Source organism: Kluyvera huaxiensis (genome assembly GCF_040149365.1).
GTDB classification, from domain to species: Bacteria; Pseudomonadota; Gammaproteobacteria; order Enterobacterales; family Enterobacteriaceae; genus Kluyvera; species Kluyvera intermedia_A.
In genome coordinates this window covers 63,390-90,190 of sequence record NZ_JBEFLV010000019.1, presented here as the reverse complement: position 1 = coordinate 90,190, position 26,801 = coordinate 63,390, and the positions used below count along the sequence as shown (strand labels likewise).

Annotated in this window: 21 protein-coding genes; 9 read left to right on the top strand and 12 right to left on the bottom strand. The window is 55.3% G+C overall.

The genetic code is table 11. The features are described from left to right. Positions 1–51: 51 nt before the first annotated feature. The 3 genes from ABOC97_RS18355 to gapA all read right to left on the bottom strand — a co-directional run bounded on the left by ABOC97_RS18355 (position 52) and on the right by gapA (position 6,353). Positions 52–3,897, bottom strand: coding sequence for an autotransporter outer membrane beta-barrel domain-containing protein (locus tag ABOC97_RS18355; protein ID WP_349600497.1), 3,846 nt, complete (start codon positions 3,895–3,897; stop codon positions 52–54). A 492-nt stretch (positions 3,898–4,389) separates the two neighbouring features. Then, a complete protein-coding gene (locus ABOC97_RS18350) occupies positions 4,390–5,274 on the bottom strand; it encodes a D-hexose-6-phosphate mutarotase (RefSeq protein ID WP_349600495.1) in 885 nt (294 codons plus the stop codon). Positions 5,275–5,357: 83 nt separating this feature from the next. After that, positions 5,358–6,353 carry a glyceraldehyde-3-phosphate dehydrogenase gene (gapA, locus tag ABOC97_RS18345; RefSeq protein ID WP_052281720.1) on the bottom strand — a complete coding sequence of 332 codons (996 nt, stop codon included), beginning with the start codon at positions 6,351–6,353 and terminating at the stop codon, positions 5,358–5,360. 339 nt (positions 6,354–6,692) lie between these two features. Here gapA and msrB point away from each other — a divergent pair, with 339 nt between their 5' ends. Together msrB and ABOC97_RS18335 are read left to right on the top strand one after the other, a co-directional pair. Then, a complete protein-coding gene (msrB, locus tag ABOC97_RS18340; protein WP_349600492.1) occupies positions 6,693–7,106 on the top strand; it encodes a peptide-methionine (R)-S-oxide reductase MsrB in 414 nt (137 codons plus the stop codon). A gap of 43 nt (positions 7,107–7,149) precedes the next feature. Beyond that, positions 7,150–7,428, top strand: a complete 279-nt coding sequence (locus tag ABOC97_RS18335; protein ID WP_234508788.1) for a YeaC family protein — start codon at positions 7,150–7,152, stop codon at positions 7,426–7,428. On the opposite strand, the gene ABOC97_RS18330 is transcribed toward ABOC97_RS18335, so the two are convergent. After that, entirely contained in the window at positions 7,425–9,353 is a 1,929-nt protein-coding gene (locus tag ABOC97_RS18330; protein WP_349600489.1) for a sigma-54-dependent Fis family transcriptional regulator, read from the bottom strand. The two genes, ABOC97_RS18335 and ABOC97_RS18330, sit on opposite strands and share 4 nt — an antisense overlap. A gap of 273 nt (positions 9,354–9,626) precedes the next feature. On the opposite strand from ABOC97_RS18330, the gene ssuD reads away from it, so the two are divergent. From ssuD to ABOC97_RS18315, 3 genes are read left to right on the top strand one after another with little or no spacing between them, the layout of a single operon-like run. Continuing rightward, the gene (gene ssuD / locus ABOC97_RS18325) at positions 9,627–10,799 is read left to right on the top strand and encodes an FMNH2-dependent alkanesulfonate monooxygenase (RefSeq protein WP_349600487.1); all 1,173 of its coding nucleotides are present in this window, start codon (positions 9,627–9,629) and stop codon (positions 10,797–10,799) included. Between the two features lie 12 nt (positions 10,800–10,811). After that, positions 10,812–12,176, top strand: coding sequence for an FAD/NAD(P)-binding protein (locus tag ABOC97_RS18320; protein WP_349600484.1), 1,365 nt, complete (start codon positions 10,812–10,814; stop codon positions 12,174–12,176). 57 nt (positions 12,177–12,233) lie between these two features. Further along, the gene (locus tag ABOC97_RS18315; RefSeq protein ID WP_349600481.1) at positions 12,234–13,631 is read left to right on the top strand and encodes an LLM class flavin-dependent oxidoreductase; all 1,398 of its coding nucleotides are present in this window, start codon (positions 12,234–12,236) and stop codon (positions 13,629–13,631) included. Positions 13,632–13,730: 99 nt separating this feature from the next. Here the strand turns inward: ABOC97_RS18315 and chiD are convergent, their stop codons facing one another. The 4 genes from chiD to sppA all read right to left on the bottom strand — a co-directional run bounded on the left by chiD (position 13,731) and on the right by sppA (position 18,916). Then, entirely contained in the window at positions 13,731–14,984 is a 1,254-nt protein-coding gene (gene chiD, locus ABOC97_RS18310) for a chitinase ChiD (RefSeq protein ID WP_349600478.1), read from the bottom strand. A 352-nt stretch (positions 14,985–15,336) separates the two neighbouring features. Continuing rightward, positions 15,337–15,978: a bifunctional nicotinamidase/pyrazinamidase gene (gene pncA / locus ABOC97_RS18305; RefSeq protein WP_349600475.1), complete on the bottom strand. Its 642-nt coding sequence runs from the start codon at positions 15,976–15,978 to the stop codon at positions 15,337–15,339. 10 nt (positions 15,979–15,988) lie between these two features. Continuing rightward, positions 15,989–17,005 (bottom strand): asparaginase, encoded by a 1,017-nt coding sequence (gene ansA, locus ABOC97_RS18300; RefSeq protein ID WP_349600472.1) that lies wholly within the window; start codon positions 17,003–17,005, stop codon positions 15,989–15,991. 57 nt (positions 17,006–17,062) lie between these two features. Continuing rightward, entirely contained in the window at positions 17,063–18,916 is a 1,854-nt protein-coding gene (gene sppA, locus ABOC97_RS18295; protein WP_349600469.1) for a signal peptide peptidase SppA, read from the bottom strand. Between the two features lie 162 nt (positions 18,917–19,078). Between sppA and ABOC97_RS18290 the strand changes: the two genes are divergently transcribed. Next, positions 19,079–19,630 (top strand): NAD(P)H nitroreductase, encoded by a 552-nt coding sequence (locus ABOC97_RS18290; protein WP_349600466.1) that lies wholly within the window; start codon positions 19,079–19,081, stop codon positions 19,628–19,630. 77 nt (positions 19,631–19,707) lie between these two features. On the opposite strand, the gene ABOC97_RS18285 is transcribed toward ABOC97_RS18290, so the two are convergent. After that, positions 19,708–19,899 carry a hypothetical protein gene (locus ABOC97_RS18285; RefSeq protein WP_349600463.1) on the bottom strand — a complete coding sequence of 64 codons (192 nt, stop codon included), beginning with the start codon at positions 19,897–19,899 and terminating at the stop codon, positions 19,708–19,710. Beyond that, the gene (locus ABOC97_RS18280) at positions 19,896–20,216 is read right to left on the bottom strand and encodes a hypothetical protein (protein WP_349600460.1); all 321 of its coding nucleotides are present in this window, start codon (positions 20,214–20,216) and stop codon (positions 19,896–19,898) included. The genes ABOC97_RS18285 and ABOC97_RS18280 overlap by 4 nt, the downstream gene beginning before the upstream one ends. Before the next feature lie 1,312 nt (positions 20,217–21,528). Here ABOC97_RS18280 and selD point away from each other — a divergent pair. Together selD and ABOC97_RS18270 are read left to right on the top strand one after the other, a co-directional pair. After that, positions 21,529–22,572, top strand: a complete 1,044-nt coding sequence (selD, locus tag ABOC97_RS18275) for a selenide, water dikinase SelD (protein WP_349600457.1) — start codon at positions 21,529–21,531, stop codon at positions 22,570–22,572. 4 nt (positions 22,573–22,576) lie between these two features. After that, on the top strand, positions 22,577–24,508 hold the full coding sequence (locus ABOC97_RS18270) for a DNA topoisomerase III (protein WP_349600455.1): 1,932 nt from the start codon (positions 22,577–22,579) through the stop codon (positions 24,506–24,508). Positions 24,509–24,567: 59 nt separating this feature from the next. Here ABOC97_RS18270 and gdhA read toward each other — a convergent pair whose 3' ends face one another. Continuing rightward, complete coding sequence (gene gdhA / locus ABOC97_RS18265; RefSeq protein ID WP_349600452.1) at positions 24,568–25,911, bottom strand: NADP-specific glutamate dehydrogenase; 1,344 nt, start codon at positions 25,909–25,911, stop codon at positions 24,568–24,570. A 235-nt stretch (positions 25,912–26,146) separates the two neighbouring features. Here gdhA and ABOC97_RS18260 point away from each other — a divergent pair, with 235 nt between their 5' ends. Further along, positions 26,147–26,416 (top strand): DUF1496 domain-containing protein, encoded by a 270-nt coding sequence (locus ABOC97_RS18260; RefSeq protein WP_349600449.1) that lies wholly within the window; start codon positions 26,147–26,149, stop codon positions 26,414–26,416. Here the strand turns inward: ABOC97_RS18260 and ABOC97_RS18255 are convergent. After that, complete coding sequence (locus tag ABOC97_RS18255; RefSeq protein WP_349600446.1) at positions 26,376–26,792, bottom strand: pyrimidine (deoxy)nucleoside triphosphate diphosphatase; 417 nt, start codon at positions 26,790–26,792, stop codon at positions 26,376–26,378. The two genes, ABOC97_RS18260 and ABOC97_RS18255, sit on opposite strands and share 41 nt — an antisense overlap. Positions 26,793–26,801 lie beyond the last annotated feature (9 nt).

Below are 26,801 nucleotides of genomic sequence, written 5' to 3'. Positions count from 1 at the left end.
CACTGCAGACGGGCATCATAACGGTGCGCTGCACCGTTATGATGCTATCTCTTAAAACGCGTACTTCATCCCCACCATTGCCGATACATCACTGTAGCCATCGTTACCGACCTGCAGCGCCGTCCCACTCCACAGATTTAGCGCCGGGGAGAGTTGCCCCTGAACGCCGAGTTTCAGCTGAGCCACGTTCTGCGCACCATCCTGACTAATAAGGGTATCGTTCATCCGAATTTCAGCCGCGTGGGTGTTGTGCAACCAGTCGGCCTCAACATAAGGTTTAAACTCACGGTTTTTACCCTCATCCTCTGCACGATGGCCGCGCAGGTACAGGCGTACCCCAAGGCGAGATTGCAGATTACCGTGGCCGTTATCCTGAACCTGAGTGCCGTTAACTTCCGTATGACTCGGACTTTTGACGCCCATCCAGGTGAGCTGCGCCTGCGGCTCGAGATAGATGGCCTGCCGCTCTCTTTCGCGCATTAGCAGGTTGTATCCCGTTTCAATAGAAGCCGTGAAGCCACGGCTGCGGTAATGTTCGCTGGCCAAATCCTCGCCATTTACCTGATTCTTGAACCAGTTGTAGTTGACCCAGCTATCGATATAAGCGCCCTCGCGGCTGAGCGCGTTCTGATACCAGGTTCCGTAGGCACCCACGCTATAGCCGTCCATACTGTTACGGGAACGATATCCGGTGAGCGATGAGGCGGTATTACCTTTGACGTTGCCGTAGCCGGCCATCAGCCCGGTACCCCAGCGATCTTCACCGTTGCGGCTACCGTGGAAAAACTCATTACCCATCTGCGCAACGTAGCGATTAGCCTGGGTGCGCATCTGGCCATTTGCCGCCCGGAAGCGGTTTTGGCCGCCTTCCTGACGCAGCCAGAATGTGCCAGCAAGGGCAGGGCGGTGAGTATCCTGAATACTGTATTCGGTGGCGCCTTCGCGATCGTCGAGCGTGAGGGTAAACAGCGAATTCGCCGCCGCCAGGTTGCTTAAATAGCTGCCCGCTTCCGGACGATACTGTGGAATTGGGGTGACAGGGTTGGTATTCATCGATGTCAGATACCAGTTCTGGCCTTTTTGCACCAGACTGTAATCCCAGGCTCCGGCGACGGCTCGCCCCGATTGCTTAAAGGCGTCGGCGGAGGAGGTACCATCCACGCTAATAACCTCAATACCACGATTGGTCTGTGCGCCCAGACCGCCTACATTGTTGAAACTGACCCATGTGGTGCCTGATGTACTGCCCTGGATACTGACGTGGTCGGTTTGCGAATTGTCATCTCCCAGCACGGTGCTGAGATTCATCTGGCTGTCGCTGCCGCCCTTATAATCGCCATTCACCTTCAGCTGATTACCTGCTTGCAGCTGGCTGCGCGAGAGATTAACCGTACCGCTATTGTCCAATGAGCCGTTGATGGTAAAGGTGGCAAGCGTGGTGTCATCCTGAGTCGTAGAACCCACGGTCAGCGTGCTGCCTTCATCAAGGGTGGTGCTGCCAACGCTACCGGTACCGGAAAGAGCGGTCCCTGAACGCGCCGTGACGTCACCCGCCAACGACCCGGTAACGTCGATACTGCCCTGCGCAAGGGTGGTTTCACCGCTAAAGGTACTGTCACCGGATAAGGTTAATGCACCGCTTCCCAGTTTAGTGAAGTCGCCGCTGCCGGTGATCCCCTGCGCAATGGTGGTGTTATAGCCCTGCGTATCCAGCGTACCGCCGGCGGTATCGATAACAATCGGACGTGAGCTGTCGAAATTGAAATCGCCGACCATCTGTAGCGTACCGCCGTCAAAGGTTAGCGTACTGCTGGCATTGCCAAGGCTGGCATCTTCGGCGACCTGCAATATTCCCGCGTAAATTGTCCACGGCGTGACGGCGTCGGTGGCGTTCTGCAAAAGCCAGGTTCTATTGCCGGTTTTGCTGAAATGATCAAACCCTTGATACTGGGCGCTGTCGCCAATCGTTGCTGCATCAAAGACGGCATTTTTCTCACCGCCCAGGATCAGCGTATCGTCGCCATTACCGGCGACAACATCTCCCAAAACCTGGTATCCCGCTTGCAGCTCCAGGGAATTGGTACCAGAGACAAACATAACCGCCTGCGAGCGAGTCGTCCCATCCTGATTCAGCCCGCCCTGTAATGTCCCGCTATTGATGATGGTCATATCGCTGCCGTAAACGCCGACGCCACCGGTTCCCGCGTCACCCGTTGCGGTACCCGCGCTACCGCCGCTGCCGCCGGAAATAGTGCCGGTGTTGTTGAGCGTACCGCCGCCGGTCGTAATATGCACACCATCCCCGCCGGCCCCGCCATCGGATTTACCGCCGCCACCGCCGCGATTCCCGGTGCCGCCAAGGATGTCACCGTCGTTGACAACCGTGCCGCCAGAACCAATCAGAACACCGTTCCCGCCTTTACCGCCCACGCCGCCATCGCCCTGGCTGCCACCGCCACCTGTGCCGCCCATGCCACCGCGAATCGAAGCACCGGAGGAGTTAACAACGGTACCTGAGCCGTTGATGGCCAGCCCGCTACCGCCTTGTGCGCCGGTGCCTCCGTTGGCATCGGTACCGTTGGCATTGGCCCCCGCACCCCCGTCGCCGCCGATAAACTCGCCGTGGTTTTCTACGCTGCCTGCACCGGTGATATTGACTGCCGTACCCCCGACGCCCCCGACGCCACCGCCGCCCGCAGAGTCATCGCCGCCTTTACCGCCCTGGACCTTACCGGTTGACTCGTTGGTGACGCTGCCTTGCTGGTTGATATCGATCCCTGTGCCGCCAGTGCCTGAATCACCGCCGCGCGAAGTGGTGAGACTCCCGCTACCGCCGCCACGATTTCCCGAACCGCCGATGACGGAGCCAGCATTGGAAACGTTCCCACCGTTTTGCAGCAAAATACCGGTACCGCCATTACCGCCATCGCCGCCGTTACCGCCGCTCAGATTGAGGCCGCTGCTGGTGGAGTTACCGCCACCGCCGGTTCCGGCATTACCGCCGACGATGCTGCCGCTTACCTCATTGGTGACGGTACCGCTGCCGACTACCGTTATCCCGCTGCCGCCGTTGCCGCCGGCTGCCCCATCGCCGACGACGCCGGTACCTTGTCCAGAGTTGACCGCGCCGCCGTTACCGCCATCACCGCCGGCACCGCCAATAATTTTATTGCTGTTGGTAATGGTACTGGTGTCGCTTAACCAGACGCCGTTCCCGCCGTCGGCCGCTTTACCGCCGGTCCCACCGACGCCAGTCACAGTGGTGTTTTGGGTGCTATTTGCATCGGCCGCCAGGCCGCCCGTGGCTCCATGACCGCCGGTAATCGTACCGGTATTGGTGACGTTACCGCCCTGAGTGGCCGTCACGCCGTCGCCGCCTTTACCGCCTGCGCCACCGCTGCCTGCATGAATGGTGGTTCCGTTATCGGTTTGCGCGTTGGCGCTGGCGCTACCGGTGTTGCCACCGTTGCCACCCGCACCGCCATCAATGGTGCCACTGTTCGCATAGCTGCCGCTGGAAGTCAGCAGCACGCCGCTGCCACCATTACCGCCTTCGCCGCCATCGCCACCGTTCCCGGCGTCGGTGACATCGGTCGTATTTGAACCCCCGTTGCCGCCGTGACCGCCGTTGCCGCCAACAATGGCTCCGGTGTTATTCGTTTGACCGGTACCGTCTAACACAATGCCAGCAGAACCACCACCGCCGCCGCCGCCGGCAGCACCGGAGCCATTGTTAGCATTACTATCGGGTTCCTGATGACTTCCACCGACCCCAGGGTGATCTTCTGGCGTACTGGCACTGCCTGCATTACCGCTTTCGCCGTCGCTACTAGCCTGTCCACGACCACCGCTCCCTCCAGCGCCCCCGTTGCCGCCAGCACCGGTGGTGAGATCCATATCGCCGCCGTGACCACCTTGTGCGCTGGCATCAGAGGTTGCTGCACTGCCGTCCGCACCGTCTGCAGCATGCGCGGCATAAGGTAATGGGGCGCAAAGCGCCAGGCCAATAGTGAGCGCAAGCGTATTACGCTGGAAAGGGGGGTGTGAAAAACAGACATACTGGTCCTCTACAATTTACGGGTACTAACAGATAACAACCGTGGAAGTGCGGCATTTGAGTTGTGCAGGGCCGCAAACCCACGCAGTGTATGAGGGGTGTAGAGGTAATTATGTATGGTGAAAGGTTTTGATTATTTGTTTTTAGTTGGTGCTTATATCTAGTCTTTTAATATTACTACTGTGGTTTGTTCTGCGGATTTGTTTCTGGGTAAAAGTTGATCCAAGTAATGTTACCGGTAACTTATTATGAATAATTGAATGATTTTGATGGAGGCTAAAGGGAAAAGGCTGGGCAAAGGAGTATTGCCCAGCGAGGACAGCAAGAAGGGATTAGCGTTTTACAACGCGGATTGTTTGACTCAGACGTGCTGGTTTTTCTTCCGTTGCTTTCTGCGTCGCGCTGGCGCAGGCGGTTTCTACGCAGACGAAGGTTTTGTAACCGTCATCTGGCATATCCGCCATGCTGACCGAAAGCGCCGGGCCTGGGTTCCAGCCCACGACGTTAACGTGGTGATGGTGAACTACGTCAATTTTACGATTTAAGGCGCTATCGTGGATAACGCTACAGGCTTCTGGGTTCAGGTAAACACGGTCGGTACGATCCGGGAAGGTCTGTACGCCATCGCTGAGTTGGCCGATTTCAGCGTTCAGCACTTTATCGATATAACGATCGCCAAGACCGCTTACTTTCACCGCGTGGATATCGCCGACGTTGAAATAGGTGTGCAGGGCGGTAGTGGTTTCGAATTCGCCGTGTGCTTCCAGTTCCATCTCACAGGTTTTACCCAGTTTGAAGCGAGCCAGTAGGCTGAACTCGTGTGGCCAGTACTGACGGGTCGCCTCGCTGCTTTTCAGCTCAAAGGTCAGCACTACGCCGTTATCGTCTTCGTTATGCGCTTTCAGATCCCACGGCAGGTTACGGGCGAAGCCGTGAGCCGGGAAACCTTGCTGTGCTGCCGGGCCAAACCATGGCCAGCAGATCGGTACGCCGCCGCGCAGCGCCACGCCGTTTTTGAATGGGGTATTATTGCTGAGCCACAGAACCTCTTCTTCACCCGCCGGTTTCCAGGAGAGCAAATGTGCGCCCTGGAAGGCGATGGAGGCTTTTACTTTTGGGTGGTCGACAACGATGAGCGGCAGCTCATCAAGCTGGCGACGGGAGAGGACAGGGGTAAGCTGTTCAAGAACCGGAAGAGCGAAAATTTTGTTAATCATGCTGCAATCCTTGGTGTTTAAAATACTTAGCCATAAAAAAAGGCGACCGAGGTCGCCTTTTTGGATCAGATTCTCATCTCAACTTATTTGGAGATGTGAGCGATCAGGTCCAGAACTTTGTGAGAGTAGCCAGTTTCGTTGTCGTACCAGGAAACCAGTTTCACGAAGTGGTCGTTCAGTGCGATACCTGCTTTAGCATCGAATACGGAAGTGCAAACTTCACCGTTGAAATCGGTAGATACAACGTCGTCTTCGGTGTAACCCAGAACGCCTTTCATTGCGCCTTCGGAAGCAGCTTTCAGTGCTTTCTTAATTTCTTCGTAAGAAGCAGCTTTTTCCAGACGAACGGTCAGGTCAACAACGGATACGTTCGGGGTAGGAACGCGGAACGCCATACCAGTCAGTTTGCCATTCAGTTCTGGCAGTACTTTACCTACTGCTTTAGCAGCACCGGTAGAGGATGGGATGATGTTCTGGGATGCGCCGCGGCCGCCGCGCCAGTCTTTGTGAGACGGGCCATCAACGGTTTTCTGAGTAGCGGTGGTTGCGTGGACAGTGGTCATCAGCGCTTCAACGATACCGAAGTTGTCGTTGATAACTTTAGCCAGTGGTGCCAGGCAGTTGGTGGTGCAGGATGCGTTAGAAACGATGTCCTGGCCTTCGTATTTGTCAAAGTTAGCGCCTTTAACAAACATAGGGGTGTTGTCTTTGGAAGGACCAGTCAGAACAACTTTTTTAGCGCCAGCTGCGATGTGCTTACGAGCAGTTTCGTCAGTCAGGAACAGACCAGTTGCTTCAGCAACTACGTCAACACCGACTTCGTTCCACTTCAGGTTAGCTGGATCACGCTCAGCGGTAACACGGATTTTTTTACCGTTAACGACCAGATGACCGTCTTTCACTTCAACGGTACCGTTGAAACGGCCGTGAGTGGAGTCATATTTCAGCATGTATGCCATGTAGTCAGCGTCTAACAGATCGTTGATTGCAACGATTTCGATGTCAGAACGTTCCTGAGCAGCACGGAAAACAATACGGCCGATACGGCCAAAACCGTTGATACCTACTTTGATAGTCATATATTCCACCAGCTATTTATTAGTGAATAAAAGGTTGCGTGTAAAATTACAAAAACCTTAGGCAGCGTCAAGCGGAATCGTGTCAATCATTGCGACAAATCAATCCTCTGCCTAAGCTTTGCACGACTGACCTGCCTCACTCTTCCTATGAGCTAGAAACCACATGAGGGCGGAGCCGGGATTTTTAAAGGGCACAGTAGATGAAAGTGTGATGTATATCACAATTAACCCTCGGCCTTTTCACGCCGATTAAGTTTAGAACAAAAGTTCACACTTCATTGTTAATGTTTTGTTAGAATCATCTGGTAATTGTATTTTTCATTGTGAGATGTGAGCAAAATGGTAAATAAACCCACCCCAGAAGAACTAAAAAATAATCTCAGCGAAATGCAGTTCTATGTCACCCAGAAACACGGTACGGAACCGCCATTTACCGGGCGTTTGCTGCACAATAAGCGTGATGGGATTTACCACTGCCTGGTGTGCGATGCGCCGTTATTTCATTCACAAAGTAAGTTTGATTCTGGATGCGGCTGGCCGAGTTTTTACGAGCCGGTGAGCGACACGGCTATCCGTTACCTCAATGATTACTCCCACGGCATGCAACGTACTGAAATCCGTTGCGGAAATTGTGATGCTCATCTGGGGCACGTCTTCCCCGATGGACCACAGCCGACGGGTGAGCGTTTTTGCGTCAACTCCGCCTCGCTGAACTTCACGGATGACGAGAGCGGTACCTCAACAAAAGGTTGAAAAAACGATTCAGCAAATTATTCCTGAGGAGAAGGAGCGGGAGATGAGTATTGAGCAAATGATCGACAATATGACGCCGGAAATTTACCAGCGCTTAGTCACCGCCGTAGAGCTTGGAAAATGGCCGGACGGAGTGGCGCTGACCGCCGAACAGAAAGAAAACAGCCTCCAATTAGTGATGCTTTGGCAGTCTCGTCACAACGATGACGCGCAGCACATGACCATCGATACCCAGGGGCAGATGGTGATGAAGAGTAAGCAGCAACTGAAAGAAGACTTCGGTATTTCACCGAAGCCTATCGCGACGTTTAAGCAACACTAAGCGGCGGCCCACGACGTAATCAGCCGCTCTCGGGCGTACCATATCGCTTCCCTGACCGCGACGGGCCTGTTCAGCAGGCCTAACGCGTAGAAGCGGTCGGCGATGGATTGCTGCGCCCGTACCGCCTGCATATCCATCTCTCGGGTCTGATGGCTGCGGCGCGCCAGCGCACAGGTAAGCGAACCGACATCCAATCCTAATTCACTGGCCAGCAGTTGCGCCGCTTCATGGCGATGACGGTCAATAAACTTCCCGGTTTTTACCAGCGCGGCCACAATCCCGGCAATAATTTCCTCGTTATGGCGCGCATACTCGCGGCGCGTGATGTAAAACTGATGGTTGTTGACGCGCCCTTCGCCGGTTGCGAGGACTCGCAGCGTACTGCTTTGCTCCGCAGCGCTGAGCACCGGGTCCCACATCATCCAGGCGTCGGCGGCCAAATAGTCACTGGCGGTTAACGGATACTTCGGTGGCGTATAGACCACTTTCACATCGCCAAGCCCAAGCCCGGCTTCTTCCAGAATTTGCACCAGCAGCCAGTGAACATTCGACCCTTTGTTGAGCGCGATGCGTTTACCGCGAAGCTGTTGCGGCGTACGGATATCGCTGGCGTTGGGAACCACCATGGCGACGCTGCGTGGAGCAGGCGGCTCCCAGGCAACATACAGCAGCGAGTTGTCTTTCGCCTGGGCAAAAATCGGCGGTGCTTCTCCGGTGGTGCCAAAATCAATCTCATCGTTGCTCAGCGCTTGCAGTAGCTGCGGACCTGCTGGGTATTCGCTCCACAGCACGTTCACGCCCAGCTCGCCAAAAGATTGCTCCAGTAGCTGGCGGGCTTTAAGCACGCCGAGATTGCCAAAACGCTGATAGCCAATACGCAGCTCTCGCTCGCGTGGCGCAGAGACAACCGGTTCGCCTACCTTACGCCGTTGCTTTATCACCCCCAGGTGCGCTAACTGCGTGCGCAGCGTATGACGACTGATGCCCAACAGTGAAGCCGCCTGGCTTTGGTTGTTATCGCTCTGGCTCATGGCCGTTTGGATCATCGCCCGCAGTAGCCGGTCGTACAGCGCACCGCTGTGGGTGAGTAGCTGATTACGCATAAAACGAGTGAGTTCATCGCCGTCATCCATGGGCGATTGCTGGGCGGCTACGGCCGACGTTAACCGCAGATTTTCAGGCGTGAGTACGCTATCTGGATTCAGCAGCACCGCATTGTGCAGCGTATTTTCGAGCTCGCGGATGTTGCCCGGCCACGGATAAGTGCGCAATAAATCGAGCGTTTCCGGCGCCAGTTGTGGTACCAGGCGGCCTAAACGTGAGGCATATAGCTGAACAAAATGCTGAGCCAGAACCGGGATATCTTGCTGGCGCTGACGCAGCGGCGGCAGGGTTACTGCGGCAATATTGAGGCGATAATAAAGATCCTCGCGGAAACGCCGTTCCTGAATGGCTCGCGCCAGATCGACGTGAGTCGCCGCAATCACTCGCACATTGATGCGGATAGGCTTATGAGAACCGACGCGCGTGATTTCGCGCTCCTGCAACACGCGCAGCAGCTTCACCTGCAGTGCCAGGCTCAGTTCACCGATTTCATCCAGCAGCAGCGTGCCGCCTTCTGCCGCTTCGAACCAGCCCTGATGAGTATGTGTCGCCCCGCTGAAGGCGCCTTTCTCGTGGCCGAACAGCTCCGACTCCGCCAAAGACTCGGTCAATGCGCCACAGTTTACCGCCAGAAACGGCGCATTAGCGCGCGGGCTATGACGATGCAGATAGCGCGCCACCACCTCTTTACCGGTGCCGGTTTCGCCGATGATTAGCACCGTCGCGTCAGTAGGCGCAAGGCGAACCAGTATCTTCTGAAAGGCCTGTGAGGCGGGGTCGACCAGCGACGGGCCGGTTACGGTAAGTTCTGCGTTGAGCATCTTGAGTCTCCAGCTGATTTCTTTAAGGACGGTATCTTTTGCCGTCACGATTTGCCAGAGGGGGAAGCGGGCGCTTTGTTGCCATTGCGGCAGTTTCGGTCGTCCATGTGTTGCATCTGCAACACATTTCAATTACCCGATTTTAAGTTAACTAAATGATAAATATAGTTATTTAATTTTTTAAAAGCTGGCACAGATTTCGCTTATCTCTTTATAACTGACTTAAATAACTGCTTCTATAAATACTAAATATAGTTATAAAGGAAATGGATAATGACAGCACAAGCCGCTGAGAAAATTAATGTCTTCTGGTTTTTACCTACCCATGGCGATGGGCGCTATCTGGGCACCACCGAAGGCGGTCGCCCGGTAGATTTGCCCTATTTGCAGCAGGTTGCACTGGCGGCGGATAGCCTGGGTTACTACGGCGTACTGATCCCTACCGGCAAAAGTTGCGAAGATTCCTGGCTGGTGGCTGCCGCGCTGGCGCCCATCACTCGTAATTTACGCTATCTGGTGGCGGTACGGCCGGGTCTTCAGCCTCCAACGCTGGCTGCGCGGATGGCCGCCACGCTGGACAGGCTTTCCGAGGGACGTCTGTTGATAAACGTAGTGACCGGCGGCGATCCGGTGGAAAACAAAGGTGACGGGATCTTCCTCAACCACAGTGAGCGCTACCAGGTGACTCACGAATTCCTTGAGGTTTATAGGCGTTTGCTGGCCGGAGAAAAGGTCGATTATCACGGTAAACATCTCCAGGTCGAAGGGGCGGAAGTGCTGTTCCCGACGGTACAAAAAAATGGGCCGCCTCTGTACTTCGGCGGCTCCTCCGAGCAGGCGATCGACGTTGCCGCCGATCACATCGACGCATATCTCACCTGGGGCGAGCCTCCTGCTCAGGTGGCAGAAAAACTGGCGGTGGTGAAAGCCCGTGCTGAAGAAAAGGGACGCCAGCTGGAATACGGGATCCGCTTGCACGTGATTGTCCGTGAAACGGAAGAGGAGGCCTGGGCGGCGGCGGATAAACTGATCGCCCATCTGGATGATGACACTATTGCCCAGGCGCAGCAGATTTTCTCCCGTATGGATTCCACCGGCCAGGCCCGCATGAGCGCGCTGCATAACGGTAGCCGCGACAATCTGCGTATCGCGCCAAATCTGTGGGCGGGCGTTGGCCTGGTCCGCGGCGGGGCGGGCACTGCGCTGGTGGGCAATCCACAGCAGGTCGCGGAACGCATTCGCGAGTACCAGACGCTGGGGGTCACGAACTTTATTTTCTCCGGCTATCCGCATCTGGAAGAGGCGCATCGCTTTGCTGAGCTGGTGATGCCGCTGCTCCCGGCCAGTACGCAACCGCGTTCGGCGAAGGGTCAGGTCAATACCGGTCCTTTCGGTGAAACCATCGGTGGGGCGAAACGTCCTGCTAAACATGTCAGCGCGAGCTGAAGGGGGATGAAGATGTCCGATCCCCATGTAGTGATTGTCGGTGGCGGTTTTAGCGGTACGGCTGTCGCAATCCATCTGATGCGCGAAGCAACGCGGCCTGTGCGTATCAGCGTGATTGAACCGCGTGAACATTTAGGCCACGGCGTGGCCTATTCAGCGACCGATCCGGCCCATCGGATTAACGTTCCCGCCGCGCGTATGCAGTTGGCCGGGGAAGACGACGGCGCATTTGACCGCTGGTATCGCCGCTACGGCGATTTTCCACAGGATACGCAGGCGCAGTTGGCTGATGGCAGCGTCTATCCTCAGCGTGGGGCCTTTGGTCGCTATGTGGAGGCTGCTTTCATCCAGGCGTCGCAACAGCACTGCTCACGCGTCGCCCATATTCGGGAACGCGCGGTCGATTGGCAGGACGGTAGCCTTATCACCTCCGGTGGCCGTCGCCTGCGTGCTGACCGTATCGTTCTGGCAGTCAGTCATCCACCGCCGCGATTACCCCGGACGGTGCAGGCATCCAGTCAGCATCCCCGGCTGATCGCCAATCCATGGAGTGCCGGGGCGCTGAGCGGTATTCCTTCCACGGCGAGGGTGGCGATTATGGGTACAGCGCTCAGCATGGCGGACGTAGTGGCATCGCTTGAGCGGCAGGGGCATCGGGGCGATGTGTTGGCCTTTTCGCGCCACGGTCTACTTTCGCGACCAAACTCGCCGATAAACCTGGCGAAATGGCAGGCTGATTACCGGTACGGCACGCTGGGCCAGCGTTTACGCCTGATTCGTGATGACATCCAGCGCGCGCAGGCGCAGGGTTTGCCCTGGCAGGTGGTGCTTGATGCCGTGCGTCAACAGGGACAGGAGATCTGGCAGCGGCTTACGGAAGCGGAAAAGCGTCAATTCCTACGCCATTTGCGGCGCTTCTGGGATGTGCACCGTTATCGCATCGCTCCGCAGGTCGCGCAGGCGATTGTGGACAAACGCCATGCGGGTAGTTTTCGCCTGCTTGCAGCACGGTTGCAAACGCTGGAATCATCCGGCCCGACGTTCCAACTCCATTTAACGCTGCGCGGCGGTAAGTCGCAGCAGGAAACCGTTGACTATCTGGTGCTGACCACCGGTCCCGACCATGCGGATCTCGTTGCCAGCCAGCCATTTCTGCAAGCCCTGCACCAGGCTGGGCTGATTCATCCGGACCCGCTAGGAATGGGAATTGAAGTGAATGCGTTGTCGCAAGCCTCGCCGAATCTCTGGGTGGCGGGCCCCGCCGCACGCGGGCGCTTTGGCGAACTCATGGGGTTGCCGCAGGTTGCCGAACACGCGCAGCAGGTGGCGCAAAATGTGCTGGAAACCCTGGGCTGCCGTCAGCTCATCTTATCGTAAACCTATCCAAACTATTGCTGACGCCGGGCTAAACGCCGGGTGTATTGGGAGACTGTTATGGCATCGCAACGTGAAATTCGACTGAACGCTTTTGATATGAACTGTGTCGGCCACCAATCGCCGGGGCTGTGGGCGCATCCGCGCGACCGCTCCTGGCAGTATAAGGATTTGGACTATTGGGTCGATCTGGCGCGTTTGCTCGAACGCGGTAAATTTGACGGCCTGTTTATCGCCGATGTGCTGGGCGTTTACGACGTCTTTAACGGCAATGGCGACGCGGCGATTCGCCAGGCGGCGCAGGTTCCGGTTAACGATCCGCTGGCGCTGGTGACACCGATGGCGCTCGTTACCGAGCATCTTGGTTTTGGCCTTACCGCCTCGCTATCGTTTGAACATCCCTATCCGTTTGCCCGTCGCCTGTCGACGCTGGATCATCTGACCAAAGGACGGGTGGGCTGGAATATCGTCACCTCTTATCTGGAAAGCGGAGCGCGTAATATTGGCCAGCAGGCGCAAACCGCGCATGACGCACGCTACGACTACGCCGACGAGTATCTGGAAGTGGTGTACAAATTGCTGGAAGGGAGTTGGGAAGAGGGGGCGATACTGCGTGACCGAGAACGACGAATTTTCAGCGACCCGAGTAAAATTCATGCCATTAACCATCACGGCAAATTCTTCGATGTGCCGGGATACCACCTCTGCGAGCCATCACCGCAGCGTACGCCGGTGCTCTATCAGGCCGGGGCGTCCAGTCGTGGCAAGCAGTTTGCGGCCAGCCACGCCGAGTGCGTATTTGTTGCTTCGCCGTCAAAAAGCGCTTTGAAAAAAACGGTAGCCGATATTCGCCGCCGCGCGCAGGAGGCGGGGCGCGATCCGCACAGCATTCTGATTTTCAATATGCAAACCGCGATTGTCGGCGAAACCGATAAAGCCGCGCAGGCCAAATGGCAGGAGTACAAAAGCTACACCAGCTATGAAGGCGCGCTGGCGCTGATTTCCGGCTGGACGGGGATTGATTTCAGCCAGTACCAGCCGGACGAGGTGTTTACCTATTCGAAAACCAACGCCATTCAGTCGGTGGTGGATACGTTCTCCACCGCCGATCCCGACAAGCAGTGGTCGGTGAAGGCGATGGCGGATTGGGTGGGGATTGGTGGTTTTGGCCCGCTGATTGTGGGCAGTGCGCAAACCGTCGCCGATGAATTGCAGTCGTGGGTGGAGGAGACCGATGTGGACGGTTTCAATCTGGCCTACGCCGTCACGCACGAAACCTTCACCGATGTGGTGGAGCTATTGATCCCAGAATTGCAAAAACGCGGCGTCTACAAGCAGGAGTACAGCCAGGGCACTTTGCGGGAGAAACTCTTTGGCGGCAGCGCACGTCTACAGGCTCCGCATCCGGGGGCCGGGTATCGTATTCATGCCGGGAGCGGGATTTTGACGCCGGTGTAATTCGCCGGGATTCAGTGAACGAAGCTCAACTCACCCACGCACCGAATCAGGGCTAGCACACTGTAGCCCTGATTCGGTACCTGATCTTAGAGAAAGACGCTAGTGCTTAATCCCCAGCGATTCAGCCAGCTGCTTCGCCAACTGGTTATTGTCGTCCGCACCGTATTCCCAGAACATCGCCCCGGCAAGCCCCTTGCTCTTGATATAGTCGGCCTTAATGCTCACCGAGCGCGGGTTTTCGTAAGATAGGGCAAACAACGCTTTGCCGTCGCTGGATTGTACCGACAGCCACGGCACTTTGGCCTGGTCGTCCCAGTGTTCGGTAAAGCGCTTCTGCGGATCGTTCAGCAGTTTGGCGACGATATCGTTGTATTTCACGTAGGTATCCTTGCTCAAATCCACGCCCAGTGATTTAAACAGTTCTACTTCGTGGTCGCCAAAATAGGGCTGAGTCACCGGTTTTTTCTGCGCATCCGGCTTACTCCAGTCGATGCCCGGCTCGACGGTACGTTTTGGTACGCGGCCATAGAAACCAATACCGAGGTTCATCTGGCTTGGCTTCAGACCGGCGGCGATATAGTTGTTCACCACAAAGTCGGCGCTGTACTTATCCGCGGCGGCAACCGTCGGCCATTGGGTTGAGTCATACAAATTGGAGTTGAAGTACTGGGTGCCGTACGCCATGTCGTAGGTCATCAGGTTGATGTAGTCGAGCAGCGGGGCAATAGCCTTCACGTCGACCCAACTTTTCGGGCTTTCGGCGTTGGCTCCTACGGCGATAGTCACCAGCTTGTGTTTGCCAAACGCTGCACGCAGCTCTTTGAGCAGCGTGGTGAAGTTATCTCTGTCCGCCGGTTGGCTGGCCACCAGTCCCCAGGCACCGTTAACCGGGTATTCCCAGTCAAGATCGATGCCGTCGAGGCCGTATTTATCCACGACTTCCTGCGCGGAACGGATAAATACCGCGCGGGCTTCAGGCGATGCCGCCGCGCCAGAGAAGCCGCGTGCGCCCCAGCCGCCGACGGAGAGCAGCACTTTCAGGTTCGGGTTCTGTTTACGCAGGACGGGGATTTTTTCTAAATCCGATTGCACCTTCGGCGAAAGCCAAATTTGATGCAGTTTAGCCGGGTCTTTTAATGCGTCGTTGGTTTCATCTTTTTCATCGTTATAGATAAGACCAAAAGAATAGTTGAGATGGGTAATTTGGCGCACATCGAGTTTATTGATATCGCCGCCAGGCCCGGCAGTAACATCGCCGCCGCCGTTAAAGTAGCCAACCGACATCAGGGAATTAGCCGAAACAACCGACGCGCAGAGCAGGGGTAATGCTGCCAGCAAAGGCAAAAGTTTCATACACGGTCCTCTTTGACATTAAAAAAACAAACCAGCCACGGGAAAAGTGTGGCGAAAAAATAACCGTTTAAACATAGCATTGCCAAAAGGACAAATCTGCGAAGCGGTTCACGTGGGAGAAGGCGGGTGGGGAAAAAATAACCGGATTATGACAGGGTTAGTGGAATATCGTCAGAAGCTGCCCGGGGATGTAATACCGTTCACTTAAGCAAAGCGATTAGGGGAAACGCCGGGATTTGGTTCCCGGAGGGACGCCAAACCCGGTGGTCGCCCCGGGTATCTCAATCTTACACTCACGGTTTACCCGGCGGCGGGAATGTCCAGAACCGCCGGGCGGTAAGTGGCTATCAGGCTATCCCTGATTCTCAAGCCAGTCGTCGAGGGTATACAGCGTTGCCCCTTCGGCAGCCATCTCCATAAAGGCGTTGACGCTATCCTGCGGCTGAATATTCACGCCGCGACAGCCGTCGGTAATGACGTTCACCGTATAACCCAGCGCTAATGCATCCAGCACCGTGAACTTAACGCAGTAGTCGGTCGCAAGGCCCAGTACGATAAGTTCATTAATCTCATGCTCGCGTAACCACGCGTCAAGACCGGTTTTTTGCCGATGACCGTTATCGAAAAAGGCGCTGTAGCTGTCGATATTGACGCTTTCGCCCTTGCGGAACACGGCATCAATATCCTGTTGCGTCAGCAGCGGATGAAACGCCGCGCCGTCGCTGCCCTGGACGCAATGATCCGGCCAGAAGGTTTGTGGCAAACCGTCAAGCATCCCCTGGCTGTACGGTTCTACGCCGTGCTGACTGGCAAAACTGCCGTGATTGGCCGGATGCCAGTCCTGGCTGGCGACCACCGTATCGCCGAGGATTTTCGCTGCGCGAATCAACAGATTCGCCACGTCGATGGTGCTATCGCCATCGGCAACCGCGAGCGCGCCGCCGGCGCAGAAATCATTTTGCAAATCGACCAATAACAGTGCGCGTTGCGTCATGACACTCTCCTTATTCGTCTGGCGTCAGCTCGCCACGCAGGTTTTGCTGCATGGCCTGGCGGATAGTTTCGGTATCCAGTCCCTGACTGAGCAGATAGTGCAGCTTGGTCAGCGTCGCTTCTACGGTCATATCGGAACCGCTAATCACACCCGCCTGCGCCAGCGCGTTACCGGTGGCGTAGCCGCCCATATTGACCTTGCCGGACATACATTGGGTCAGGTTAATCACCAGAATGCCGCGGTTGCTGGCTTCGGTCAGCTCTTTAATGAAATTACCGTTCTGTGGCGCATTGCCCACACCGTAGGAGCGCAGGATCAGCGCTTTGACCGGTTGTAGCAGGAAGTTACGTACCACATCGGCGGAAATCCCTGGATAAATCGTCACCACGCCAATCGGCTGCGGGGTGATAGGGTGCACAATCAGCTCGCCGTCACCGTGCGGTGCCGGCGGCGTGCCGAGGCGGCGAATATGAATACCGGCTTCCAGCAGCGGCGCGAGGTTCGGCGAGGCGAAAGCATCGAAGCCATCGGCGTGAGCTTTGGTGGTGCGGTTGCCGCGATACAGGCGATTGTTGAAGAACAACGTCACTTCGTTAATGGGGTAATTGGCGGCAACGTACAGAGCATTCAGCAGGTTTATCTGCCCATCGGAGCGCAGCTCGGCCAGTGGGATTTGCGACCCGGTGACGATAACCGGTTTACCGAGATTCTCCAGCATAAACGACAGCGCGGAGGCGGTGAACGCCATGGTGTCGGTGCCGTGCAGGATAACAAAGCCGTCGTACTCGTCATAGTGCGCTTTAATATCGTCGGCGATGTGCTGCCAGTCTTCCGGCGTCATGTCGGAAGAGTCCATCAGCGGATCGTATTCGTGGATAGTGAAGTCCGGCATCTCAGGACGATGGAACTCGGGCATCAATGCCAGCTGGCGCTGCAGATGGCCGGAAACCGGGATGTAGCCGTGATCGGAACGCTGCATCCCGATGGTCCCGCCGGTGTAGGCGACGTAAATGGATTTTTTTTGCATGAGGTCGTCGAATGAATAATCTAAAGAAAATCCCCTCCTTGGCGGAGGGGATTACGATTAGCGAATATTGGCGCAGGTCAGGCAAATAGCATAGCGATTTTGCGGATCGTTAAACACCGCCAGTTTATCACTTTCAGCTTTTACCGCGTTCGCCGCCGAGGCCAATGGTGCCGGCAGGTAAGCCTGTAGCGCCTGTGGCAGGGCTGCGCGCACTGAACCGGACATATTGTCCATCACCATATCAAAGAACGTCGGTTCGCTCTGATAGTAGTCAATGTGCCAGGTTTTAACCTTCGCCAGCTCTGCGGCTTTCGCCACCGCATCGTCAAAGTCACCGAGGCTATCGACCAGCCCATTCGCTTTCGCGTCTTCACCGGTCCACACGTGGCCCTGGGCAATTTTATCGATAGCTTCCGGCGTGCTCTTACGCGACTGTGCCACGAGGGTGATAAAGCGTTTGTAGCCGTTCTCGATAGTGAGCTGCATCATCTGCTGCACTTCCGGCGTCAGCGCTTTGGTCATAGCCATATCTGCCAGCGGTGAGGTTGACACGCCGTCGGTGTGCACGCCAATCGAGTCGAGCGTATTTTCAACGGTGTTGATCACCCCGAAGATGCCGATAGAGCCGGTTAGGGTGCTCGGGCTGGCAATGATGTAATCGGCCGGCGTTGAGATCCAGTAACCGCCGGATGCCGCCATGCCACCCATCGATACGACCACCGGTTTGCCCGCTGCTTTTGCTGCCGCCAGCTCTGCGCGAATCACCTCAGAGGCGCTAACGCTGCCGCCCGGGCTGTTGACGCGCAGGACGATAGCCTTCACTTTTGGATCCAGGCGCGCATCGCGGATTTGCGCCGCGGTAGTATCGCCGCCGACGTTACCCGGGGTTTCTTCACCGTCCATGATGGCGCCGTTAGCGAAGACTACGGCGATGCTTGAACCGGTATCTGCCGGAGTTTTCACCGCATAGTCATACATGCTGATGGCGCTAAAGTTATTGTCCGCTTTACTCCAGCCAAACGCTTTGGTCATTGCCTTTTCGATTTCCGCGCTTGAGGCGAGGGTATCGACCAGCTTGTTATCCAGCGCATATTTCGCCGTATCGCCGTCAACTTTGCTCAGGCCGTCGAGCATGGCCTGCGCGCCAGGGAACACCTGCTGCGCGGTAATCTGGCGGTTAGCCGCCACGGTATTGAGATAGTTCTGCCACAGCTCGCCAATCCAGCGGCTGTCCGCTTCGCGGGCGGCTGGAGACATATCATCACGGATAAACGGCTCAACGGCGGACTTGTAGGTGCCGACGCGGAACACGTGAGTCGAGACTTTTAGCTTATCGAGCAGGGTCTTGTAATACAGTCCGTTGGTGGCGAAACCGTGTAGATCGACCACGCCCTGCGGTGACAGCCAGATTTTGTTGGCAAAGCTAGCAAGGTAGTACTGGCCCTGGCTGTAGCTGTCGCCAATGGCGTAAACCGGCTTACCGCTGTCGCGGAATTCGCGCAGCGCTTTACCGATGTACTGCATCGACGGCTGATCGCCGCCGGCAAAGTTTTTCAGATCCAGCACAATACCGGTGATATTGCGGTCATCCTTCGCCTGGCGAATGGTCTGCACAATATCGAACAGGGAGTTTTCCTGCAGACGGTCAGAGGTCGCGCCGAAAATTTGCTTGCCGATCACGCTAAGTTTGCTGCTGGCGGACGGTTTATCCACCACCACGCCGCTGATATTCATCAGCAGGGCCCCACGGCTGCTATGTTCGGTCGTACTGCTGCTGAGCTGCATCCAGATACCAACGCCAACCAGTACCAGCAAGATAAAGAACAGGTTGAGCACCAGTTCACGGACGAAATTGAGTAATCGCCACGTCCATTTAAAGAATCCGACAATGAAGCGCCATACGGTTCGCATGTATTCTCCCTGCAAAAAACGAAAAAGGTTCACCGAAACGGTGAAACGTGTGGCTATCCTAAATAGACCGTCGCCGGTTGTCAGCAGGAATCGCCTTCTGCGCTGTAACAAAATCCTCGCCCATGTTAATTTTATGAAAAATAACGTGAGAGGAATGGTTTTATGGATGCCCTTGAATTATTACTGAATCGCCGCAGCGCTTCCCGACTGGCTGAGCCTGCGCCTGCCGGTGAACAGCGACAGAATATTCTGCGCGCCGGCATGCGCGCGCCGGACCACGGTACCTTACAGCCGTGGCAGTTTGTGGTCATCGAAGGCGAAGGACGTGAGCGCTTTAGCCAACTGCTGGAGCAAGGTGCGGTTGCCGCGCAAGGCGACGAAAAGGCCATTGAAAAAGCGCGTAACGCCCCGTTTCGTGCGCCGCTGATTATCGCGGTTATCGCCAAATGCCATGAACATCCGAAAGTGCCGGTGTGGGAACAGGAGATGTCGGCGGGCTGTGCGGTGATGGCCATGCAGATGGCGGCGGTAGCGCAGGGCTTCAACGGTATCTGGCGCAGCGGCGCACTCACGGAAAGCCCGGTGGTTCGCGCAGGATTTGATTGCGGAGCGCAGGATAAAATTGTCGGTTTCCTCTATTTGGGCACACCGCAGCTGAAAGCGTCGACCACCATCGCCGCGCCGGATACGGCACCGTTCGTCCGCTATCTCTGAACATTCGCGAAGCCTAAGAGTAAGTCCCTGCCTCCAGCAACCTATTGCGGTTGGTAAAAGCAGGGACTTCATGATGATCAAACGATAAACTCGCCTTTCAATTCAATAATCATGATCTCTTTTAGATTTCTGACTCCGATCAGGTAGTTGATGACATCGGCTTTCGCCTGTTCCATCCCTCTGAGTACCTCGATGGCCTTATCAAGCACGGCCAGATCGTTGTTCATCTTTTCCAGATGCGCCAGCCCTTGTTGCTGAGTCAACATCATTTGCTGTTTGTATACCAACAGGTGGAACCCTGCGATGCCTGACTGCCACCGGTTTGTTCACAATCCGGCAGGGTCACGCCATGTTTTGTAATCATGGTATAGCCGTCGCTGCTTTTATAAGTATCATCGGTTTTCTTATGATGATGTTTCTTATGCATGACACATTCCCCAGCGGCTTCCTCACTCTGCGTGCACTCATTTGCCCCCGATGCATACTGAGATGCGTCGACATCATCCCCATCCATTCGGTGATGAGGTGCCGCGATAACACATCCGCTTAACGATATTGCCATAGCTACCAGTATTAACTTTTTCATTATTTACCCTTTATATTACATTTTTTATAACACCATATTTACCTGGTTCTTATATTGAACGCATAGCAAGTACGATGCAGTACGCTGCCGTCATTAACGTTGAGGGCAGTTTCTATTTATGTCTCAACGGACGAGTGTGATTAATTGCAACCGTCTTTATAAATCTGTGTTGGCATCCCCGAAAAATAAAATCATGGCGTCATGATAGTTATCATTATTCCAGATCGATTAATAATAAAAGAATCCAGCCAATAAGGCATAGCGTACACCAGAGAGTAAATGCGATATTTCCGATTAATTCACTCATTAATCGAGAACACGATGACTCACTGTCAGAACGCCGATGGGGCGATTACACATAGGGCAGTTGACTCCATGAGTAATCGTCAGTGAGATTGGCGCATAGCGATAGGGCTACCGCGCGCGCCGCGAGAGCTGATGGTATCAGATTCATGGTATTGACCTGTTGTGATTATGTTGTGCATGTTTGCTGTGCCTGACCTTATTTTGAATTCTTATGGTCCAGGTTTTAAATGTCATTCTAATTTTTATTACTGCAGGACGCTTGGCCTTCAATTCATAATGACCCTCGGCGATGTATTTTTCACCAGCGGGCTATTTGTTGAAGGGAGGATCTTAAAATAGGTTAAAATACCTTCTGCGTTCCTGCGAAAGTAACTTAACCCGGCATGCCCGCTTTAATCAATAGTACCGGCATTAAATCAATTCATTAACATACATTTTATGTATATGTTTGCTTATAACTGACGGTATATTGGCATTGAATAGCGAACTAATTTAAATGGCTGTTAAGGATATTGATTTATCAGGTTAGAAATAAATAAAAGGGGGGTGTTTTAGAATAAACAGGAGGTAAGAACGAACGATGCAAAAGTGTTCGGCAGATAACCTTTTTCCCCGGGAGGACTAGGGTGTTGATACGATTAACGTTCGTTTTCAACCCTTTCTTAGCTACAACCTCTCCATACTGTGTATCCTTCAACTGCTTATCAGCGAAAGCAAAGACCGGGGCTTCCTGGACTGATGCGATGACATCGTTGTAAAATGTTCCTCGTTCATCACTTCATTTTTAGCCGCTTTCGGCGTGGTAAAGGAATGACGTTACGGTTTTTCTCCGCCTTTGATGGTGTACCTGAATCTGACGAACAGCGTCTTTAGCTGATACGCGCTGTTATGTGGTGTCCGATGCCATGATTTTTTACCCTAAGCTGTAGATCTCTACAGTTTTAGTCGTTAGGAAAACCAAGGTAAATCAAGGTTTATAGGTTTCTTAGACAATCAGGAGTTGTCCATGAGCGAGCAGGCTATTCGTTTAACGCAATACAGCCACGGAGCAGGTTGCGGTTGTAAAATTTCACCGAAGGTGCTGGAGACCATCCTGCACAGCGAGCAGACGAAGTTTATCGACCCGAACCTGCTTGTCGGCAACGAAACGCGCGATGATGCCGCTGTCTACGACCTGGGTAATGGTACCTCGGTCATCAGTACCACCGATTTCTTTATGCCGATTGTCGACAATCCGTTCGACTTTGGGCGTATCGCCGCCACCAACGCCATCAGTGACATCTTCGCGATGGGCGGTAAGCCTATTATGGCGATTGCCATCCTCGGCTGGCCTATCAGCAAACTGGCGCCTGAAATCGCCCGTGAAGTAACCGAAGGCGGTCGCTTCGCGTGTAAACAGGCTGGTATCGCGTTGGCGGGTGGCCACTCTATCGATGCCCCAGAGCCTATTTTTGGTCTGGCCGTCACCGGCATTGTGCCGACTGAGCGGGTGAAGAAAAACAGCACCGCGCAGGCCGGTTGTAAACTGTTCCTGACCAAACCGCTGGGCATTGGCGTACTGACCACCGCCGAGAAAAAATCGTTGCTCAAACCGGAGCATCAGGGGCTGGCGACGGAAGTGATGTGCCAGATGAACCTGGTGGGTTCCGCCTTTGCCAACATTGAAGGCGTGAAAGCGATGACCGACGTCACCGGCTTTGGGCTGCTGGGGCACCTGAGCGAAATGTGTCAGGGCGCAGGTGTACAGGCGCAGATTGATTTTAACGCCGTGCCGAAGCTGCCGGGCGTGGAAGCGTATATTGCTCAGGGCGCCGTTCCCGGCGGCACTGAACGTAACTTTGCCAGCTATGGCCATCTGATGGGAGCAATGACCGCCGAACAGCGCGCACTGCTGTGCGACCCGCAAACCTCCGGCGGCCTGCTGCTGGCGGTAACGCCGGATGCCGAAGACGCCGTCCATGCGGCTGCCGCTGAATATGGTATCAAGCTGACCGCCATCGGCGAACTGGTGACCGCTCGCGGTGGCCGTCCGATGATCGAGCTGCGCTGAATCCATGCGCCTGTTTATCGCGGAAAAACCGAGCCTGGCGCGTGCCATTGCTGATGTCCTGCCTAAGCCTCACCGCAAGGGCGACGGGTTTATCGAATGTGGCAACGGCCAGGTGGTGACCTGGTGTATTGGGCACCTTCTGGAACAGGCGCAACCGGATGTCTATGACAGCCGCTATGCGCGCTGGAATCTGCAGGATCTACCGATTGTCCCGGAAAAATGGCAGCTTCAGCCCCGGGCGTCGGTGACTAAACAGCTCAACGTCATTAAGCGCTTTCTTCATGACGCCAGTGAAATTATCCACGCCGGTGACCCGGATAGAGAAGGGCAACTGCTGGTGGATGAGGTGCTGGACTATCTACAACTGGCGGCGGAAAAGCGTCATCAGGTGCAGCGCTGCCTGATAAACGACCTTAACCCGCAGGCGGTGGAGCGGGCGATTTCTCGCCTGCGTTCCAATAGCGAGTTTATTCCGCTGTGCGTTTCAGCGCTGGCTCGCGCCCGCGCCGACTGGCTATACGGCATTAATATGACCCGCGCTTACACCATTCTTGGCCGTAATGCGGGCTATCAGGGCGTGCTCTCCGTGGGCCGCGTGCAGACGCCGGTGCTGGGGCTGGTGGTGCGTCGTGATGAAGAGATTGAAAACTTCGTCTCGAAAGACTTCTTTGAAGTCAAAGCGCATATCGTTACGCCAAAGGATGAGCGCTTTACCGCCGTCTGGCAGCCGAGCGAGGCCTGCGAACCGCACCAGGACGAAGAGGGCCGTTTGCTCAACCGAACCCTGGCCGAGCATGTGGTGAAGCGCATTAGCGGGCAGCCCGCGCTGGTGACTGCCTATAATGACAAACGGGATTCGGAGGCCGCGCCGCTGCCGTTTTCGCTCTCCGCCTTGCAGATTGAAGCGGCCAAACGTTTTGGTTTTAGCGCCCAGAACGTGCTGGATATCTGCCAGAAGCTGTATGAAACCCACAAGCTTGTTACCTATCCACGTTCCGATAGTCGCTACTTGCCGGAAGAGCACTTTGCCGGGCGTCAGGCGGTAATCAACGCCATTAGCGTCCATGCGCCGGATCTGCTGCCGCAGCCGGTGGTCGATCTGGATATTCGTAACCGCTGCTGGGATGACAAAAAAGTTGATGCTCACCACGCGATTATTCCCACCGCGCGTGCCAGCAACGTCAATCTCACGGATAACGAAGCCAAGGTGTATAACCTGGTTGCTCGCCAGTACCTGATGCAGTTCTGCCCGGATGCGGTGTTCCGTAAATGTCAGATAGACCTCGATATCGCTAATGGTAAGTTTGTTGCCAAGGCGCGTTTCCTGGCTGAGGCCGGTTGGCGTACGCTGCTGGGGGCGAAGGAACGCGATGAGGACAACGACGGTACGCCGCTGCCGGTGGTTGCCAAAGCCGATGAGCTGCTGTGTGAAAGCGGCGAAGTGGTTGAACGACAAACGCAGCCGCCGCGCCACTTTACCGATGCTACGCTGTTGTCGGCGATGACCGGTATTGCGCGTTTTGTGCAGGATAAAGATCTGAAAAAGATCCTGCGCGCTACCGACGGGTTAGGAACTGAAGCCACCCGTGCCGGGATTATCGAGCTGCTGTTTAAGCGCGGTTTTCTCACCAAAAAAGGGCGCAATATTATCTCAACCGACCCAGGACGGGCGCTGTTCCACTCTTTGCCAGAAATGGCTACCCGCCCGGATATGACCGCCCACTGGGAGTCGACGCTGACGCAAATCAGCGAAAAGCAGTGTCGCTATCAGGACTTTATGCAGCCGCTAGTGGGGACGCTGTTCCAGCTTATCGATCAGGCACGGAGTACCCCTGTCAGACAGTTCAGAGGATTAGTGGCGCCGGGCGGTGGTGGGAAGAAAACGTTCAGTAAAGGTAAAGGGAAGAAACGGGCACCGAGCGCTGCGCAGGACTAAATGCCCGAAGGTCTATCGCGCCGCTCGGGATCTCCGGAGTCGGCGCGTTAGCGACAAGATTAAATCACACCCTGGCCCAGCATCGCATCGGCCACTTTGACAAAGCCCGCAATGTTCGCGCCGCGAACGTAGTTGGTCTGCTTCGCCTCACCGCCGTGCTCAACGCAGGCGTGGTGAATATCCAGCATGATGTGGTGCAGACGCGCATCCACTTTCTCTGCTTTCCAGCCCATACGCGCGGCGTTCTGCGCCATTTCCAGACCAGAAGTTGCAACGCCACCGGCGTTAGCGGCTTTACCCGGTGCAAACAGCACGCCAGCTTCAAGGAACAGATCGGTTGCTTCGATAGTGGTTGGCATGTTGGCGCCTTCCGCCACGGCTTTCACGCCGTTAGCAATCAGCACGCGAGCCGCGTCAACATCCAGTTCGTTCTGGGTGGCGCACGGCAGCGCGATATCTACCGGTACGCTCCACGGCTGCTTGCCTTCGAGATAAACCAGACCAAATTCACGCGCGTAGTCGGCAACGCGACCGTCGCGGCTGGCTTTAATTTCGCACAGACGCGCCAGTTTCTCTTTGGTGAATCCGGTTTCATCAACCACGGTGCCGCTGGAGTCGGAGGCGGTAATCACGCGCGCGCCAAGTTCCATCGCTTTTTCGATAGCGTACTGCGCCACGTTGCCCGAACCGGAAACTGCCACGCGAGTACCTTCAAAACCGAGGCCATGACGCTTGAGCATCGCTTCAGTGAAGTACACCAGACCGTAGCCGGTTGCTTCCGGACGAATCAGGCTACCGCCGAAAGAGAGACCTTTGCCGGTAAATACGCAGGCGGTGTTGTTGGAGAGTTTTTTCATCATCCCGGCCATAAAGCCGACTTCACGACCGCCTACGCCGATATCACCGGCCGGTACGTCGGTGTCCGCGCCCAGGTGACGATAAAGTTCGGTCATCAGCGACTGGCAGAAACGCATCACTTCGCCTTCGCTTTTGCCTTTCGGATCGAAATCAGAACCGCCTTTACCGCCGCCCATAGGCAGGGTGGTCAGGGCGTTTTTAAAGGTTTGTTCGAAGCCGAGGAATTTCAGAATGGATAAGTTAACGGAAGGGTGGAAACGCATCCCGCCTTTGAACGGCCCGATAGCCGAACTGAACTGTACGCGCCAGGCACGGTTAACCTGTACCTGATTGCGGTCGTCTACCCACACGACGCGGAACTGAATAACACGCTCAGGTTCAACCAATCGCTCCAGCAGAGAAAGCTGGCGATAGCGCGGGTTCTGTTCGAGGAACGGCCAGAGCGTGGTCATGACTTCACGTACAGCCTGAGCAAACTCGGTCTGGTGTGGGTCGCGTTGTTGAACATGAGCCAGGAATTGATTCAGAGAACAAACTTGTTCCATTAGTATAAGCACCTCTTATGATTGTGGATGTATGTAGTTGTTATGGTTGTGTTTAATAAATGACTTTTTTTCGACTATATCACTACCCTGCTAGCGGATGACAAGGAAATTCCGGAAGCCGAATAAAATTAATACTCCAGTCGAGGTCATAACTAAAAGAGATAATGGAAAAAAGTTAAGTTGGCGGCAAATTTGGTCGATAGTTATAAAAGGGGAATATTTAAGGGGATAGCAAATGAAAATGTTATGGATAGCTGGCGCGCTGATGCTGTTTTGTCAGGCCGCGCAGGCGAGGCCACAGGTGGAAGTTAACGTTCCACCTGAAGTCTTTAGCAATAACGGTAATACTCAGCGGGTGCAGCCGTGCTCCCAGTGCTGCATCTATCAGGATCAGAACTACAGTGAAGGTGCGGTGGTGAAAACCGAAGGCGTGCTGTTACAGTGCCAGCGTGACGAGCGCGCGATCAGCACGAACCCTCTGGTGTGGCGTCGGGTAAAGCCATAAACGCTTTCAGCAACGGAATATCGGCAGGGGCAAGATTGTAATTCAGCGCTTCCTGCGGCGTACACCATACCAGAGCGCTGTGCTCACGGGCGATTATCTCGCCATCATAGTGCGGCACGTGCCAGGCGTGCAGATGAATCATGCGCCCGGAAACCTCGCGCTGATGACTGGCGATATAGCTGGCGGGATAGGCGTGAATCGCCAGCTCTTCCTGGAGTTCGCGCACCAGCGCCTGTGGCTGGCTTTCGCCGGCTTCAACTTTTCCGCCCGCAAACTCCCATAGCCCGGCCTGATCGGCATGAAGAGGACGCTGGGCGAGCAAAATTTTGCCGTTTTGTTCGATAATGGCGGCAACAACATCAATGGTTTTCAGCATAGCGGTCAA

Bases quoted from the DNA above. Each gene is read 5' to 3' on its own strand.
- sppA (WP_349600469.1), bottom strand. From the start codon at position 18,916: ATGCGAACCGTATGGCGCTTCATTGTCGGATTCTTTAAATGGACGTGG.
- ABOC97_RS18350 (WP_349600495.1), bottom strand. From the start codon at position 5,274: ATGATTAACAAAATTTTCGCTCTTCCGGTTCTTGAACAGCTTACCCCT.
- ABOC97_RS18285 (WP_349600463.1), bottom strand. From the start codon at position 19,899: ATGATGTTGACTCAGCAACAAGGGCTGGCGCATCTGGAAAAGATGAAC.
- ansA (WP_349600472.1), bottom strand. From the start codon at position 17,005: ATGCAAAAAAAATCCATTTACGTCGCCTACACCGGCGGGACCATCGGG.
- ABOC97_RS18355 (WP_349600497.1), bottom strand. From the start codon at position 3,897: ATGGATCTCACCACCGGTGCTGGCGGCAACGGGGGCGCTGGAGGGAGC.
- ABOC97_RS18290 (WP_349600466.1), top strand. From the start codon at position 19,079: ATGGATGCCCTTGAATTATTACTGAATCGCCGCAGCGCTTCCCGACTG.
- ABOC97_RS18260 (WP_349600449.1), top strand. From the start codon at position 26,147: ATGAAAATGTTATGGATAGCTGGCGCGCTGATGCTGTTTTGTCAGGCC.
- ABOC97_RS18315 (WP_349600481.1), top strand. From the start codon at position 12,234: ATGGCATCGCAACGTGAAATTCGACTGAACGCTTTTGATATGAACTGT.
- ABOC97_RS18255 (WP_349600446.1), bottom strand. From the start codon at position 26,792: ATGCTGAAAACCATTGATGTTGTTGCCGCCATTATCGAACAAAACGGC.
- ssuD (WP_349600487.1), top strand. From the start codon at position 9,627: ATGACAGCACAAGCCGCTGAGAAAATTAATGTCTTCTGGTTTTTACCT.
- ABOC97_RS18280 (WP_349600460.1), bottom strand. From the start codon at position 20,216: ATGAAAAAGTTAATACTGGTAGCTATGGCAATATCGTTAAGCGGATGT.
- gapA (WP_052281720.1), bottom strand. From the start codon at position 6,353: ATGACTATCAAAGTAGGTATCAACGGTTTTGGCCGTATCGGCCGTATT.
- selD (WP_349600457.1), top strand. From the start codon at position 21,529: ATGAGCGAGCAGGCTATTCGTTTAACGCAATACAGCCACGGAGCAGGT.
- gdhA (WP_349600452.1), bottom strand. From the start codon at position 25,911: ATGGAACAAGTTTGTTCTCTGAATCAATTCCTGGCTCATGTTCAACAA.
- msrB (WP_349600492.1), top strand. From the start codon at position 6,693: ATGGTAAATAAACCCACCCCAGAAGAACTAAAAAATAATCTCAGCGAA.
- chiD (WP_349600478.1), bottom strand. From the start codon at position 14,984: ATGAAACTTTTGCCTTTGCTGGCAGCATTACCCCTGCTCTGCGCGTCG.
- ABOC97_RS18270 (WP_349600455.1), top strand. From the start codon at position 22,577: ATGCGCCTGTTTATCGCGGAAAAACCGAGCCTGGCGCGTGCCATTGCT.
- ABOC97_RS18330 (WP_349600489.1), bottom strand. From the start codon at position 9,353: ATGCTCAACGCAGAACTTACCGTAACCGGCCCGTCGCTGGTCGACCCC.
- ABOC97_RS18335 (WP_234508788.1), top strand. From the start codon at position 7,150: ATGAGTATTGAGCAAATGATCGACAATATGACGCCGGAAATTTACCAG.
- pncA (WP_349600475.1), bottom strand. From the start codon at position 15,978: ATGACGCAACGCGCACTGTTATTGGTCGATTTGCAAAATGATTTCTGC.
- ABOC97_RS18320 (WP_349600484.1), top strand. From the start codon at position 10,812: ATGTCCGATCCCCATGTAGTGATTGTCGGTGGCGGTTTTAGCGGTACG.